The 14,227-nt window shown below is 59.8% G+C and carries 13 protein-coding genes; 11 read left to right on the top strand and 2 right to left on the bottom strand.

Features of this window, described 5'->3' with window-relative positions; genetic code table 11:
- Positions 1–169 precede the first annotated feature (169 nt).
- The 3 genes from IF189_RS08880 (at position 170) to IF189_RS08870 (ending at position 3,969) form a co-directional block, all read left to right on the top strand.
- Positions 170–1,519, top strand: a complete 1,350-nt coding sequence (locus IF189_RS08880) for an NCS2 family permease (RefSeq protein ID WP_114881997.1) — start codon at positions 170–172, stop codon at positions 1,517–1,519.
- A gap of 87 nt (positions 1,520–1,606) precedes the next feature.
- Positions 1,607–2,236, top strand: coding sequence for a LysE family translocator (locus tag IF189_RS08875; RefSeq protein WP_134825967.1), 630 nt, complete (start codon positions 1,607–1,609; stop codon positions 2,234–2,236).
- A gap of 140 nt (positions 2,237–2,376) precedes the next feature.
- Positions 2,377–3,969: a hypothetical protein gene (locus IF189_RS08870; protein WP_192553134.1), complete on the top strand. Its 1,593-nt coding sequence runs from the start codon at positions 2,377–2,379 to the stop codon at positions 3,967–3,969.
- Positions 3,970–4,064: 95 nt separating this feature from the next.
- Here IF189_RS08870 and uraH read toward each other — a convergent pair whose 3' ends face one another.
- The gene (gene uraH, locus IF189_RS08865) at positions 4,065–4,418 is read right to left on the bottom strand and encodes a hydroxyisourate hydrolase (RefSeq protein WP_011333195.1); all 354 of its coding nucleotides are present in this window, start codon (positions 4,416–4,418) and stop codon (positions 4,065–4,067) included.
- Between the two features lie 430 nt (positions 4,419–4,848).
- On the opposite strand from uraH, the gene puuE reads away from it, so the two are divergent.
- The 8 genes from puuE to IF189_RS08825 all read left to right on the top strand — a co-directional run bounded on the left by puuE (position 4,849) and on the right by IF189_RS08825 (position 12,924).
- Positions 4,849–5,775 (top strand): allantoinase PuuE, encoded by a 927-nt coding sequence (gene puuE, locus IF189_RS08860; RefSeq protein WP_007960032.1) that lies wholly within the window; start codon positions 4,849–4,851, stop codon positions 5,773–5,775.
- Positions 5,772–6,287: a 2-oxo-4-hydroxy-4-carboxy-5-ureidoimidazoline decarboxylase gene (gene uraD / locus IF189_RS08855; protein ID WP_085710634.1), complete on the top strand. Its 516-nt coding sequence runs from the start codon at positions 5,772–5,774 to the stop codon at positions 6,285–6,287. Before puuE ends, uraD begins: the two co-directional genes overlap by 4 nt.
- A gap of 87 nt (positions 6,288–6,374) precedes the next feature.
- Positions 6,375–7,370, top strand: a complete 996-nt coding sequence (gene alc, locus IF189_RS08850; RefSeq protein WP_085710633.1) for an allantoicase — start codon at positions 6,375–6,377, stop codon at positions 7,368–7,370.
- 127 nt (positions 7,371–7,497) lie between these two features.
- Complete coding sequence (locus IF189_RS08845) at positions 7,498–8,001, top strand: ureidoglycolate lyase (protein WP_027613342.1); 504 nt, start codon at positions 7,498–7,500, stop codon at positions 7,999–8,001.
- A 51-nt stretch (positions 8,002–8,052) separates the two neighbouring features.
- A complete protein-coding gene (locus tag IF189_RS08840; protein ID WP_134825964.1) occupies positions 8,053–9,366 on the top strand; it encodes a urate hydroxylase PuuD in 1,314 nt (437 codons plus the stop codon).
- Between the two features lie 169 nt (positions 9,367–9,535).
- Entirely contained in the window at positions 9,536–10,894 is a 1,359-nt protein-coding gene (locus tag IF189_RS08835; RefSeq protein ID WP_085608811.1) for a nucleobase:cation symporter-2 family protein, read from the top strand.
- A gap of 86 nt (positions 10,895–10,980) precedes the next feature.
- Entirely contained in the window at positions 10,981–11,766 is a 786-nt protein-coding gene (locus IF189_RS08830; RefSeq protein ID WP_134825963.1) for an outer membrane protein OmpK, read from the top strand.
- 372 nt (positions 11,767–12,138) lie between these two features.
- Complete coding sequence (locus IF189_RS08825) at positions 12,139–12,924, top strand: outer membrane protein OmpK (protein ID WP_119428451.1); 786 nt, start codon at positions 12,139–12,141, stop codon at positions 12,922–12,924.
- A gap of 130 nt (positions 12,925–13,054) precedes the next feature.
- On the opposite strand, the gene IF189_RS08820 is transcribed toward IF189_RS08825, so the two are convergent.
- Complete coding sequence (locus IF189_RS08820) at positions 13,055–14,227, bottom strand: patatin-like phospholipase family protein (RefSeq protein WP_134825962.1); 1,173 nt, start codon at positions 14,225–14,227, stop codon at positions 13,055–13,057.

Genomic DNA, 14,227 nt, shown 5'->3' with positions numbered 1-14,227 from the left:
CAAAATCAAAAACAATATTTGCTTTATTTGTACACAAAAGCATAATCCACTGCGTGCGAGTTCCTGACCGCATGGTCAACAAATTCGCGTATGCCTCAAAGGGCCGCTGCCACCCCCTCATAGGATCCGGCCCTGGAAATAACAATAAAACTCTTGAGGAGTACTCGCTGTGGAAAGCCGCAAATCCGAAGCATCGACGCTGGAACTCTCGCCGCCGTTACGCAATGGCCTGCTGGAGCGCCTCTTTAAACTCAGCTTGCATGGCACCACGGTGAAGACCGAGCTGATCGCCGGTCTGACAACCTTCATCACCATGGCCTACATCATTTTCGTCAACCCGAACATCATGGCCGATGCCGGGATCGATCACGGTGCAGCCTTCGTCGCCACCTGCATCGCCGCCGCGCTGGGCTGCCTGCTGATGGGCCTGTACGCCAACTGGCCGGTGGGCCTGGCGCCGGGCATGGGCCTCAACGCGTTTTTCACTTACACCGTGGTCGGCACCATGGGCTACAACTGGGAAACCGCCCTCGGTGCGGTGTTCGTCTCGGGCGTGCTGTTCATGATCCTGACCTTTTCGCGGATTCGCGAATGGCTGCTCAACAGCATCCCGGTCAGCCTGCGCTTTGCGATGGGCGCCGGTGTGGGTCTGTTCCTCGGGCTGATCGGCCTGAAAACCGCCGGCATCGTCGTCGACAGCCCGGCCACGCTGATCAAGCTCGGCTCGCTGCGTGAACCCGGCCCGCTTCTTGCCGCCATCTGCTTCCTGATGATCGCGATCCTCAGCTACCACAGGGTATTCGGCGCAATCCTCATCAGCATCATCACCGTGACCCTGGCAGGCTGGGGCCTGGGCATCGTGCACTACTCAGGCATCATGTCGACTCCGCCAAGCCTGGCGCCGACCTTCATGGCCATGAACGTCGCCGGCGTGTTCAACGTCAGCATGATCAGCGTGGTGCTCGCCTTCCTTTTCGTGCACATGTTCGACACCGCCGGCACCCTGATGGGCGTTGCCCAGCGCGCCAATCTGGTGGGCGCTGACGGCCGCATCGAAAACCTGTCCCGAGCCATGAAAGCCGACTCCGCTTCCAGCGTATTCGGTGCAGTGGTCGGCGTTCCGCCGGTCACCAGCTACGTGGAAAGTGCCGCCGGCGTAGCGGCTGGTGGTCGGACTGGTCTTACCGCAGTGACCGTAGGTGTGCTATTTATAGCCGCGATGTTCTTTGCCCCGCTGGCCGGCATGATTCCCGCCTATGCCACCGCCGGCGCGCTGATTTATGTAGCGATGCTGATGATGGGCGGCATGGCGCACATCGAATGGGACGAGGCGACCGACAGTATTCCGGCCATCGTCACCGCGATCATGATGCCACTGACCTTCTCGGTCGCCGACGGTATCGCGCTGGGCTTCATTACCTATGTCGCGCTGAAGGCCGGCACCGGTAAGTACAAAGAGATTTCGGTCAGCCTGTGGGTGCTCTGCGCGATCTTCATCGCCAAGTTCATCTTCCTGTAAGCAACACGCGGTTCGAGCGTCAAAACAGCCTCACCCTTGCGGGTGGGGCTTTTGCACATTCTTGATAACGATAAAAAGGAGAAAGTGATGAGTCTGGAAACCTGGCTGCTGTTCAGCGGCGCTGCGCTGGTGGTGATCCTGATTCCGGGGCCACTGTCGTTGCTGATGATCAGCAACAGCCTGAATTACGGTTTGCGTCGTTCTTACCCGGCGTTTCTCGGTGGCGTGAGTGCGTCGATCTGTCTGCTCAGCGCTTCGGCACTGGGGTTGGGCGCCCTGCTGCTGGCATCGGAAAAACTCTTCAGCGCGCTGAAGATCGTCGGTGCAATTTACCTGTTCTACCTCGCCTGGCAGAGCTGGCAGCAATCGCGTCAGCCTTCGGTTGGCGCAGAAGTGCCGCAGGCGGCACCGGTTCCACGCTTTCGCGCACTCTTCGGACGTGCATTCATGCTGGGCGCCAGCAATCCGAAAGACATCCTGTTCTTCGCCGCGTTTCTGCCGCAGTTCCTCAGCGCCGAACAGCCATTTCTGCCACAACTGCTGGTGATGATCGCGACCTGGACCGTGCTTGATCTGCTTTGCAAATTGACCTACGGCCTCGGCGCCCACGGTGCTGCTCGCTACCTGCGCAGCGGCAAGGGCCAGAGCTGGTTCAACCGCATCAGTGCTGGACTGTTTGGCGGCGCAGGTGCAGCGTCATTGTTGAGCAGTCACTGAGGCCATCGAGAGCGGGCAATACCCGGAAATTTTTCGCCTGGCGCATAGATATAAGTACCGCACCTCGCAGCGTTGATTCACCGAACATCCGGCCTCTTCTGGCCAGATCAACGTGAATCGACCTTGCGAGTGAAATATCCATGAGCCCCAAACGACCGATAAAACCCGGTGCATCGACCACCTCCCCCGAAACACCTTTCATCCTTCCCGACATCGGGCCTCCGGCACTCCACAGGTTGCCGCTGAACATCGCGCCCCACGGCGAAGACCGAGTATCTGTCGATTACCCGAGGACGTCGGATCAATCAAGCTCCTCCCGGCATGCACCTCTGGAGATCGTCGACCTTCCGGCCGAGACCCATATCACCCCTGTCGTAGTCCATGCGCCGATCGAGCACTTTTTCCTTGCGCCCAATCAGCTATCCAGACTTCCGGAGCCGAATGCGCTTTCCGGCATTCGGGAAATCGGGACGCAGAGGAACTTCGTGGATCTTCAGGAAGGGGGAACCGTGTTGCTGGGCATTGATTCGGAGAACCAATTCCGGGCCAGATTGAACAGCGACTACAGACCTTCCGGTCCACGACTCGAACGGGTGGAAGGCACCCTTACCTGGCGCGTGAAACCCAGCGACGAGGGTGCCGGCGGCAGCGATTCCAGATTGACGCTCAAGCGCCTGCGAAACCCGGATGATGATCCGCAAGAAGTTGTCGCGTCCAAACGTTCTTCCACCTCGACGGGTGAGGAATGGTCCGATCCCTGGAAAAAATGGGACGCGCCTCCCCAGCAGGCATCCATCGGCAGTATTGAAGTCGATGGCATCCGCTTTCTGCTGGTGCCGCGCGGTACCGACCCGGATCACCCGATCGTCTACATCAAGAATCCGGAACACTGGGTGTATGACTTCGACTACATGGAACGCATCCTCGGAACTGACCTGATGCAGCAACCCAGAGGTGCGATCCGCGTTCCGCCTGCCAATCAGTGGGAGATCGATCCGAACCTGCCCTTTCAACACCCGCTGAAGCAGTACATCGCCACTTATTTTCCGCTGTTGTCGGAGACCTCGGTGAAGAAGGTGGCCAGACATCAGTTCGGCCTGGCCAACGATGGGGATATGGCAACCGGCGTGGGCCTGACACGCCTCAGGCAAACGTTCAACGATTGGAAACGCGGTAACAGCACGCCTCATCCGCCACTGGCCGATCCATTGCTGATGCTGCCAACGCTGGCTACATCCAGCGGCGGGCCTGGGCTCAGCCGCACTCTGGAATTGCCAGCCCTGACCCCGGAAGGCCCCCTGCAGCGATTGGACTTCGACCTGACAAGGCAAGAGTGGGATTATTTCAAAACGACGCAGTCAGGCGTTGAGCTCAAGCGGCTCATGGCCAACATCCTGAATCGCCAGGGCTATGATGTTTTCACGCCAACGCCTTCATCTTCCTTTCCGGCCTTGGTGTTTCGCCGGAAGAATCATCCCTTTGTCTTTTTCGTCAGCCTGTATCGCGTCAGGGGCAAGAAAATTCATCAGCCCTTGAATTCCGGTCCCGATACAGCCGACGTCCGGTTGAACACCCAGGTCGGGTACCCGGCACTGCAGGAAATCCTCCAGGCGCACGCTGAAAACAGACTGGTGTGGCTCAAGGGTGGATCTCAGATTCATGCTTCGCAACCGGACAGTATTTTCATCGTCAGGGATGATGAGTCGAGGCTCGCAACCCTTGCCGACCTGTAATCCGCGAGACGAAAAAAAGCCCGCAGTGTGAGCGGGCGAAAGACCAAAGAAGCTATATGCGCAGTCGCTTCCCGGTGGAGGCAGCTGCTTGGGGGTCAGCTGCCCCGGTACGTGGAATAGCTGTAAGGCGAGATCAGCAAAGGTACGTGGTAGTGATCCTGTTCGGCAGAAATGCCGAACCGCAGCACGACCACGTCCAGGAATGCCGGCTCCGGCAACTGGACGCCACGGGCGCGGTAGTAATCGCCGGCGTGGAACTGAACCTGATAGACACCGGTGCGGTAGTCATCGCCTTGCAGCAGCGGCGCATCGACCCGGCCATCGCTGTTGGTAAGCGCACTGGCGACCAATTCCAGGTGCGAACCTTCAACGCGGTACAGCTCGACCTTGATCGAGCTGCCCGGGCAACCGTGTGCAGCGTCCAAAACGTGTGTTGTCAAACGTCCCATTGATTCTGCGCGCCTGCCTGCGTGGAGCAGTCAGACTTCGCGCCTCCCGAAGTCAGTTGAAAAGGAGACCGCACCGTTTCGGAGCACGAAAAGCTGCGGCGAGCGACTGATTAAGACACTTTTCAAAAAAATTGTACACAATAAAAACGACATTTTTCCGCTCAACTCCGCCATCCCGCGTTTTCCCGGGGATCTGCCCGATAACCAGGCATTCATTGAACCCTTGAACCATTAGCTGACTGGTCAGGCAGGTTTCTTGCAGGTTCACGCCATTAACAGCAAAAGATGACAGCCGGTGAAAAATGCGAAAATTCAGGCTTACAAATTGAGAATAAAGTTGTATACAATCAGCCCATCGCTGTGACGCCAGCATGCCATCCAAACTTCAGGGCGCCACACAATCTGTCAACGAATAAGAAGGAAGACTGCAGTGAGCGCTGACTACCCACGCGACCTGATCGGTTACGGCAGTAACCCTCCTCACCCACACTGGCCGGGCAATGCCCGGATCGCCCTGTCGTTCGTACTCAATTACGAAGAAGGCGGCGAACGCAACATTCTGCACGGCGACAAAGAATCCGAAGCCTTCCTCTCTGAAATGGTTGCCGCTCAGCCGCTGCAAGGCGCGCGCAACATGAGCATGGAATCGCTTTACGAGTATGGCAGCCGTGCCGGCGTCTGGCGGATCCTGAAACTGTTCAAGGAATTCGACATTCCGCTGACCATCTTCGCCGTGGCCATGGCCGCCCAGCGTCACCCGGACGTGATCCGCGCGATGGTCGAGGCCGGTCACGAGATCTGCAGCCACGGTTACCGCTGGATCGACTACCAGTACATGGACGAAGCGCAGGAACGCGAGCACATGCTCGAAGCGATCCGCATCCTCACCGAACTCACCGGCGAGCGTCCATTGGGCTGGTACACCGGTCGCACCGGCCCGAACACCCGTCGTCTGGTGATGGAAGAAGGCGGTTTCCTTTACGACTGCGATACCTACGACGACGACCTGCCCTACTGGGAACCGAACAACCCGACCGGCAAGCCGCACCTGGTGATCCCGTACACCCTGGACACCAACGACATGCGCTTCACCCAGGTCCAGGGTTTCAACAAGGGCGACGATTTCTTCGAATACCTCAAGGACGCGTTCGACGTGCTGTACGCCGAAGGCGCCGAAGCACCGAAGATGCTGTCGATCGGTCTGCACTGCCGTCTGGTGGGCCGTCCGGCGCGTCTGGCTTCGCTCAAACGCTTTATCGAATACGCTAAAAGTCATGAGCAGGTGTGGTTCAGCCGTCGCGTTGACATCGCGCGTCACTGGCACGAAACCCACCCGTACCAAGGGGCTGCCAAATGAGCACCTTTCAAACCCTGAAACCGTCGACCCTGAGCCGCGACGCCTTCGTCAAAGCCTTCGCCGACATCTACGAACATTCGCCATGGGTGGCCGAGAAGGCCTTCGACCTGGGCCAGGACGCGTCGATCGACCAGATCGAAACCCTGCACCAGCGCATGAGCGACATCCTGTTGAGCGCCGATCACGCCAGTCAGCTGGCACTGATCAACGCTCACCCGGACCTGGCCGGCAAAGCTGCCGTCCAGGGCCAGTTGACCGAAGCCAGCACCAATGAACAGGCTGGCGCCGGTATTCACCAATGCACGGCCGAAGAGTTTTCTCGCTTCACCGAGCTGAACGACGCCTACAAGGCCAAGTTCAAGTTTCCCTTCATCATGGCGGTAAAAGGCAGCAACCGGCATCAGATCCTCGCGGCGTTCGAAACGCGCATTCACAACCCGGTCGACACCGAGTTCAAATGCGCGCTGGCGGAGATCAACAAGATTGCCCTGTTCCGTTTACTGACTCTTTAGCAAGCCTGGCCCGAGCGTGTCAGACGCGGAGAACGCCCAGGGCCTCGCAAGCATCCCCAGCCACTTATTTAAAGGCAGACAAGAAGAATGAAAGCTTACGCCGTACCTTTCGAGAAGTTCGTCAACCTGGCCGATGCCCGTCTGGGCACCAAAATCATCTCGGTCACCGATGACTGGTTCGCAGACGCCAATCGTCTGTTTCAGCCGACCCCGGCCGTGTGGAAGGAGGGCGTGTTCGACGACAACGGCAAGTGGATGGACGGCTGGGAATCCCGCCGCAAGCGCTTCGAAGGCTACGACAGCGCGGTAATCCGCCTGGGCGTACCGGGTTCGATCAAAGGCGTGGACATCGACACTTCATTCTTCACCGGCAACTTCCCGCCATCGGCCTCGCTGGAAGCCTGCTTCCTGGCCTCGGGCGAGCCGGACGAAAACACCCAGTGGACTGAAGTACTGTCGGCCGTCGAGCTGCAAGGCAACAGCCACCACTACCACGAAATCAGCAACGACAAGGCGTTCAGCCACCTGCGCTTCAACATCTACCCGGACGGCGGTGTTGCCCGTCTGCGCGTGTACGGCATTCCGTTCCGCGACTGGTCGGCAGTTGGCGACAACGAGCAAGTCGACCTGGCAGCAGCCCTCAACGGTGGCCGCGCCCTCGCCTGCTCCGACGAACACTTCGGCCGCATGAGCAACATCCTCAACCCGGGCCGTGGCATCAACATGGGCGACGGCTGGGAAACCGCGCGTCGTCGTACCCCGGGCAATGACTGGGTCATCGTCGCGCTGGGCCACCCGGGCGAGATCGAGAAAATCGTCGTCGACACCCTGCACTTCAAGGGCAACTACCCGGACAGCTGCTCGATCCAGGGCGCGTTCGTAAAAGGCGGCACCGACAGCCAGATCGAAACCCAGTCGTTGTTCTGGCGCGAACTGCTGCCGAGCCAGAAGCTGGAAATGCACGCCGAACACACCTTCGTCGAGCAGATCAAGGCACTGGGCCCGATCACCCACATCCGTCTGAACGTGTTCCCGGATGGTGGTGTGAGCCGCCTGCGCCTGTTCGGCAAGGTCGCTAAATAAGGGTGAACCCAATCGCTGGCAAGCCAGCTCCCACAGGTTTTGTGAACGCCACAGCCCACTGTGGGAGCGGGCTTGCCCGCGATGGCGATAGTTCTAACAACACAGAATTTTGGATAAGAAGAACAGCATGCGCACACTGACGATTGAACCGCTGACCAAAGAAGCCTTTGCCCCCTTCGGTGACGTGATCGAAACCGACGGCAGCGATCACTTCATGATCAACAACGGTTCGACCATGCGCTTCCACAAACTGGCGACGGTCGAAACCGCAACGCCCGAGGACAACGCGATCATCAGCATCTTCCGCGCCGACGCGCAGGACATGCCGCTGACCGTGAGCATGCTGGAACGCCATCCGCTGGGCAGCCAGGCTTTCATTCCGCTGCTCGGCAACCCCTTTCTGATCGTGGTCGCGCCACTTGGCGATGTACCTGTATCAGGCTTGGTCCGCGCCTTCGTCACCAACGGCAGGCAGGGCATCAATTACCATCGCGGCGTCTGGCACCACCCGGTGCTGACGATCGAAAAGCGGGATGACTTCCTGGTGGTTGATCGCAGTGGCACAGGCAATAACTGCGATGAGCATTTTTTCAAAGAGGATGAGCGTTTGATCCTCGCCCCCCACCAATAAGAGAAGGTCCGATCACTCGACAACAAGAGTGACGGGCGAGAGGTAAAGACTGTGGAAGCACATCTGTTGGAATGGCTGAACCTGAGCGTGCGCTGGGTTCACATGATCACTGGCGTGGCCTGGATCGGCGCGTCGTTCTACTTCGTCTGGCTGGAGAACAACCTCAACCGCGTCAACCCGAAAACCGGTCTTGCCGGTGATCTGTGGGCGATCCACGGCGGCGGTATCTATCACCTGGAAAAATACAAACTGGCCCCTCCGTCGATGCCGGAGAACCTGCACTGGTTCAAATGGGAAGCCTATTTCACCTGGATGTCGGGGATCGCGCTGCTCTGCGTGGTGTTCTACTCCAACCCCGTGCTCTACCTCGTGGCACCCGGCAGCGGCCTGACCGGCCCTGAAGGCGTGGCTATCGGCATCGGTTCGCTGATCGCCGGCTGGTTCATCTACGACTTCCTCTGCGATTCGCCCCTCGGCAAAAAACCTGCCCTGCTCGGCTTCATCCTGTTCGTGCTGATCATCGGCGCGGCGTATGGCTTCAGCAAGGTGTTCAGCGGTCGTGGTGCGTACCTGCACGTCGGCGCGATCATCGGCACCATCATGGTCGGCAACGTGTTCCGCATCATCATGCCGGCACAGCGCGCACTGGTGGCTGCGATCGCCGAGAACCGCACGCCGGATCCGGCGCTGCCGGCCAAAGGCCTGTTGCGTTCGCGTCACAACAACTACTTCACCCTGCCGGTGCTGTTCATCATGATCAGCAACCACTTCCCGAGCACTTACGGCAGCCAGTACAACTGGCTGATCCTGGCCGGGATCGCGGTGCTGGCGGTGTTGGTGCGTCACTACTTCAACACCCGTCACGACAGCCACAAGTTTGCCTGGACCCTGCCGGTGGCAGCGGTGGGCATGATCACCCTGGCTTACGTCACCGGCCCTGCGCCGATGCCGACCGCGCCGGAAGTGGCCAAGGCTCCTGCGAAAATCGAGTACCAGCCGCTGCCGGAAACGGCCCTGGGTGGTGGCGCGAAACCGGCTGAAGCGGCACAACCGGCCGCACCTGCTGCACCGGCCGCTGCTCCGGCTCAGGCGTCCAACGCCGGGCCTGCGTTCGACAAGGTGCACAACGTGATCCAGGAACGCTGCGCGGTCTGCCATTCGGCCAAACCGACCAGCCCGCTGTTCAGCGCTGCCCCGGCCGGTGTGATGTTCGACACCCCCGAGCAGATTCGCCAGAACGCGGCGCGGATCCAGGCGCAAGCCATCACCACGCAGATCATGCCACTGGGCAACATCACACAGATGACCCAGCAGGAACGTGACCTGATCGGTGCATGGATCGCCCAGGGAGCCCAGACCAACTAAGCAGTAAAAGCATCGCTGGCAAGCCAGCTCCCACAGGGTTTTGCACTGCCTGTGTGGGAGCTGGCTTGCCGGCGAATTGCCGCAACGCGGTTTACCTGATGCAAAGAAACAGCTGTGAGCAACCCGGCAGCTGTTCAATCACAAGAATAAAAAAGATCCGAGGTGTTGCATGTCCGAGCTGTCCAAAGCGCGCATCCCCGACGCACCCGCCATTCAGCGTTTGCCCCTTTTGCAACTGATCCTGGTCGGTTTGCAACATGTTCTGCTGATGTACGGTGGCGCCATCGCGGTACCGCTGATCATCGGACAGGCCGCTGGCCTGAGTCGTGAAGAAATCGCCTTCCTGATCAACGCCGACCTGCTGGTCGCCGGCATCGCCACCATCGTGCAGTCCCTGGGGATCGGCCCCATGGGCATCCGCATGCCGGTGATGATGGGCGCCAGTTTCGCCGCCGTCGGCAGCATGGTCGCCATGGCTGGCATGCCCGGCATCGGTCTGCAGGGAATCTTCGGCGCGACCATCGCCGCCGGGTTCTTCGGCATGATCATCGCGCCGTTCATGTCCAAGGTCGTGCGCTTCTTTCCTCCTCTGGTGACCGGCACGGTCATCACCTCGATCGGTCTGTCGCTGTTCCCCGTGGCCGTGAACTGGGCCGGTGGCGGCGCTGGCGCCGCACAATTCGGTTCGCCGATTTATCTGGCCATCGCCGCTTTGGTGCTGGCGACCATTCTGCTGATCCACCGCTTCATGCGCGGTTTCTGGGTCAACATTTCCGTGCTGATCGGCATGTGCCTGGGCTACGTGCTCTGCGGTGCCATCGGCATGGTCGATCTGAGCGGCATGGCCAACGCGCCATGGGTTCAGTTCGTCACCCCGCTGCATTTCGGCATGCCGAAGTTCGAACTGGCGCCGATCCTGTCGATGTGTCTGGTGGTGGTGATCATCTTTGTCGAGTCCACCGGGATGTTCCTCGCGCTGGGCAAGATCACCGGCCAGGAAGTCTGCCCGCGCATGCTGCGTCGCGGCTTGTTGTGTGATGCCGGCGCATCGTTCGTTGCCGGTTTCTTCAACACTTTCACCCACTCCTCCTTCGCGCAGAACATCGGCCTGGTGCAAATGACCGGCGTGCGCTGCCGTTCGGTGACCATCGTTGCCGGCGGTCTGCTGATCGTCCTCAGCCTGCTGCCGAAAGCGGCGTTCCTGGTGGCGTCGATTCCACCAGCCGTACTTGGTGGTGCGGCGATTGCGATGTTCGGCATGGTGGCAGCCACCGGTATCAAGATCCTCCAGGAAGCCGACATCGGTGACCGACGCAATCAGTTGCTGGTGGCGGTGAGCATCGGCATGGGCCTGATCCCGGTGGTACGCCCGGAATTCTTCGCCCACCTGCCGTTGTGGATGAGCCCGATCACCCACAGCGGGATCGCCATGGCCACCCTCAGCGCGCTGACGCTGAACCTGTTGTTCAACATCCTGGGCGGCGCCGAGCGCGCGGCCATCAACGACTGTCACGCACACCCGCACTGATCCGAAGAGTAAAAAAGGGGGCTCGCCCAAGCCTGCCCCCTCGCGACAGCTTTGCCTCAAACAATAAAAACAAGAGGGAGCAACAGATGACCCGGACTCAAACCAACGTGTTGTTGAGCGGCGGCCTGCTGGCCGCAACACAAGCCATGGCCGGCGATTTATTGCTGTGGCAGACCAACAGCCTGAGCTACCTGTACGGCAAGAACTTCGCGATCAACCCGTCGATCCAGCAGACGGTGACGTTCGAGCATGCCGACAAGTGGAAGTACGGCGACAACTTCCTGTTCGTCGACAAGATCTTCTACAACGGCAAGGAAGACCGCAACAAAGGCCCGCACACCTACTACGGCGAATTCACCCCGCGCTTCTCCTTCGGCAAGATCTTCGACCAGAAGATCGAATTCGGCCCGATCAAGGACGTGCTGCTGGCGATGACCTACGAGTACGGCGAAGGCGAGAGCGAGGCCTATCTGATCGGCCCCGGTTTCGACCTGAAAGTGCCGGGCTTCAACTACGTCACCCTGAACATCTTCCGCCGCCAGACCGAAGGCCCGCGCCCGGGCGATGGTGTCTGGCAGATCACTCCGGGCTGGTCCTACAGCTTTCCTCTGGGCAATTCCGACGTGCTGATCGACGGCTATCTCGACTGGGTCGTCGACAACGACGAGAACTCCCGCGGCACCTATCACGCCAACCTGCACATCAATCCGCAGATCAAATACGACCTGGGCAAAGCTCTCGGCTGGCGCCAGAAGCAGCTGTATGTCGGCACCGAATACAGCTACTGGAAGAACAAATACGGGGTCGAAAGCAGCCACAACCTCGACACCAATCAGAACACCGCCAGCCTGCTGGTGAAGGTGCACTTCTAAGATGACCCGCAACCGTGCCGCCTACCTGTCGTCGGTGCTCTGTTGCGGGGCACTTGAGGCCTGGCCGTTGAGTCAGTATTCTCCGCGGCCTCCTGAATTCGGTCTAAAAAAAAGCCCGGATTTAATTCCTGACCGACGGGCCAACTTATCCCGGCCCCGGTCAGTACCGAGGCGTCCCGAAAACACGCTCAATCGACTGTTTTTCAGCAGCCGACGGGCGTTTTTTTGCTTTTCGAAAAGCCTTGGCTCAGCTCTTGCTAACAGCATCAAAGCTGACCGAATGGATGATTTTTGCGGTAACGAAAAAAGGCGCCACACCAGAGCGCCGACTCAAAAAAATAAACGTGGAATACCTACTTTGGGAGCAACCGAATGAAACGTATGAGCACCAGCCTGATGCTTGCGGGAACCATGCTGGCGGGGGGCCAGGCCATGGCCGACGGCCTGCTGCAATGGCAGAACAACAGCCTGACCTACCTGTACGGCAAAGACTTCAAGGTCAACCCGGCCATCCAGCAGACCGTCACCTTCGAGCACGCCGATGCGTGGAAGTACGGCGACAACTTCCTGTTCGTCGACAAGATTTTCTACAACGGCAAGCCTGACGGCGGCGTCGGCAACAACACCTATTACGGTGAGTTCCAGCCACGTATCTCGCTGGGCAAGGTGCTCGACCAGAAGATCGAATTCGGCCCGATCAAAGACGTGCTGCTGGCCATGACCTACGAGTTCGGCGAAGGCGACGTCGAGTCCTACCTGATCGGTCCAGGCTTCGACCTGGCGATTCCGGGCTTCGACTACTTCCAGCTGAACTTCTACCAGCGTCACACCGAAGGTTCGCGTCCGGGTGACAACGTCTGGCAGATTACGCCGGTCTGGTCCTACACAATTCCGGTCGGCAACTCGAACGTGCTGATCGACGGCTACATGGACTGGGTGGTCGACAACGACGTCAACAGCAAAGGCGAATACCACGCCAACCTGCACTTCAACCCGCAGGTCAAATACGACCTGGGCAAGGCGCTGAACTTCGGCGAGAAGCAGCTGTACGTCGGTGTGGAATACGACTACTGGAAAGACAAGTACGGGATCGACGACACCCGTGGCTTCACCACCAATCAGAACGTGACCAGCTTCCTGGTGAAGTTCCACTTCTGATCCGGCGGCGTCCTCACGGACGCCATCGCGAGCAAGCTCGCTCCCACAGGGTCATGGGTCGTTCACAGCTGTTGTGTACGCCAAAGAACCTGTGGGAGCTGGCTTGCCAGCGATTGCTGCACCGCAAATTTCAGGCCGGAACCACCGCCTCGCCAATCCCGAGAAACCGGCACAGCTCATCGCGCTTGGCCAGTGCATCGCGCCGCCCCAGATCGATCAACTCGCTGCAATACCCCGCCTCGAACAGCAAGTAACTCAACACCCCGGCCCCGCTCGTTTTAGTCGCCCCCGGCCCGCGCAAGAACAGCCGCAACGCTGCCGGCAGTTCCTGACGATGCCGCGCCGCAATTTCATCGATCGGCTGACTTGGCGAGATCACCAGCACCTCCACCGGCGCCACGCCCAGCGTGCGTATCGGCGTGCCCTCGGGCATCAGATGGCTGAACTGGTTCAGACGCTGGAGCAGCTCGATATCGCTTTCCAGGCTGTCAATGAACGTACTGTTGAGCATGTGCCCGCCGATCTGTGCCAGCGTCGGCTGCTGACCGGTGTAGGTGCGCTCCAGCGGTTGTGCCGGATCGAACCCGCGCGGGTTGCCGCTGACGCCCACCACCAGCACCCGGCTCGCACCCAGGTGCAGCGCCGGGCTGATCGGCGCCGACTGCCGCACCGCGCCATCGCCAAAGTATTCCTCGCCGATTTTCACCGGCGCGAACAACAGCGGAATTGCTGAACTGGCGAGCAAATGCTCCACGGTCAATTGCGTCGGCACACCAATGCGTCGATGGCGCAGCCAGGCATCGATGCTGCCGCCGCCCTGATAGAAGGTCACCGCTTGCCCCGACTCGTAGCCGAATGCAGTCACCGCCACCGCATGCAACTGCTTGCGGGCGATGGATTCGGCGATGCCGGGCATGTGCAGTTTTTCATTGAGCAGATGGCGCAGCGGCGAGCTGTTGAGCAGCGCCACCGGCAATTGCCGGCCCATGCCCAGCAGGCTGTGACTGACGAAACGGCTGGCCTGGCGGATCACCCCGGGCCAGTCGCTGCGCAGCACGCGATGGCTGCGAAAGCCCTGCCAGAACAGGGTCAGGCGTTCGATGGCAGCCCGAAAGTCAGTGGCGCCGCTGGCCAGGCTGACCGCATTGATCGCCCCGGCCGACGTGCCGACGATCACCGGGAACGGATTGTCCGCGCCCAGCGGCAGCAGTTCGGCAATCGCCGCCAGCACCCCCACCTGATACGCCGCCCGAGCCCCGCCGCCGGAAAGAATCAAACCTGTGACCGGTTCAGCTGGGCTCAT

Origin of the sequence: Pseudomonas sp. IzPS59 (genome assembly GCF_014863505.1) — a bacterium.
Lineage (GTDB): Bacteria > Pseudomonadota > Gammaproteobacteria > Pseudomonadales > Pseudomonadaceae > Aquipseudomonas > Aquipseudomonas kribbensis.
Note: the sequence above shows the minus strand (reverse complement) of the source record. Positions and strands in the feature narration are given on the sequence as shown.

Excerpts from the sequence above, each read along its gene's own strand:
- IF189_RS08875 (WP_134825967.1), top strand. The coding sequence starts at position 1,607 with ATGAGTCTGGAAACCTGGCTGCTGTTCAGCGGCGCTGCGCTGGTGGTG.
- IF189_RS08870 (WP_192553134.1), top strand. The coding sequence starts at position 2,377 with ATGAGCCCCAAACGACCGATAAAACCCGGTGCATCGACCACCTCCCCC.
- uraH (WP_011333195.1), bottom strand. The coding sequence starts at position 4,418 with ATGGGACGTTTGACAACACACGTTTTGGACGCTGCACACGGTTGCCCG.
- uraD (WP_085710634.1), top strand. The coding sequence starts at position 5,772 with ATGAGCACCTTTCAAACCCTGAAACCGTCGACCCTGAGCCGCGACGCC.
- alc (WP_085710633.1), top strand. The coding sequence starts at position 6,375 with ATGAAAGCTTACGCCGTACCTTTCGAGAAGTTCGTCAACCTGGCCGAT.
- IF189_RS08845 (WP_027613342.1), top strand. The coding sequence starts at position 7,498 with ATGCGCACACTGACGATTGAACCGCTGACCAAAGAAGCCTTTGCCCCC.
- IF189_RS08835 (WP_085608811.1), top strand. The coding sequence starts at position 9,536 with ATGTCCGAGCTGTCCAAAGCGCGCATCCCCGACGCACCCGCCATTCAG.
- IF189_RS08830 (WP_134825963.1), top strand. The coding sequence starts at position 10,981 with ATGACCCGGACTCAAACCAACGTGTTGTTGAGCGGCGGCCTGCTGGCC.
- IF189_RS08825 (WP_119428451.1), top strand. The coding sequence starts at position 12,139 with ATGAAACGTATGAGCACCAGCCTGATGCTTGCGGGAACCATGCTGGCG.
- IF189_RS08820 (WP_134825962.1), bottom strand. The coding sequence starts at position 14,227 with ATGAGCCCAGCTGAACCGGTCACAGGTTTGATTCTTTCCGGCGGCGGG.